The 327-nt window shown below is 76.1% G+C and carries 1 pseudogene; it reads left to right on the top strand.

Annotation, left to right across the window (positions count from 1 at the left end):
• Nucleotides 1–327: pseudogene (locus tag A6X21_RS25885) on the top strand (hypothetical protein); the annotation flags it as partial.

The following is a 327-nucleotide window of genomic DNA, read 5'->3' as shown; positions in this document are numbered from 1 at the left end:
CCGAAGCCCGCGCCGCCCGACCGGCCAAGACCGCCAAACCGGGCAAGGCTCCGCGCGCCGTCGCCGAGGCCGCCGTCCCGGCCCGCAAGCCGCGCCATCGCCTGCCCGAAGCCGACGACATGGAAGCGGACGGCCCCCTCGCCGCACCTGCCCAATCTCCCGCTCAAGCTGCCTTCGCGCCTCCGTCTGAGGCCCATGATGACGCAGACGCCTATGCCGACGAGGCCGACGCCTACACCCCGCCGTGGGAGGACGCGGCGCCCGCCCCCATCGCTCCGCCCTCGGCCCGGCCGAACCGCCCGGCCGAGCCCAAGGTCGCAGCGGTCA

The sequence above is a fragment of the Planctopirus hydrillae genome (assembly GCF_001707835.1).
GTDB classification, from domain to species: Bacteria; Planctomycetota; Planctomycetia; order Planctomycetales; family Planctomycetaceae; genus Planctopirus; species Planctopirus hydrillae.
Note: the sequence above shows the minus strand (reverse complement) of the source record. Positions and strands in the feature narration are given on the sequence as shown.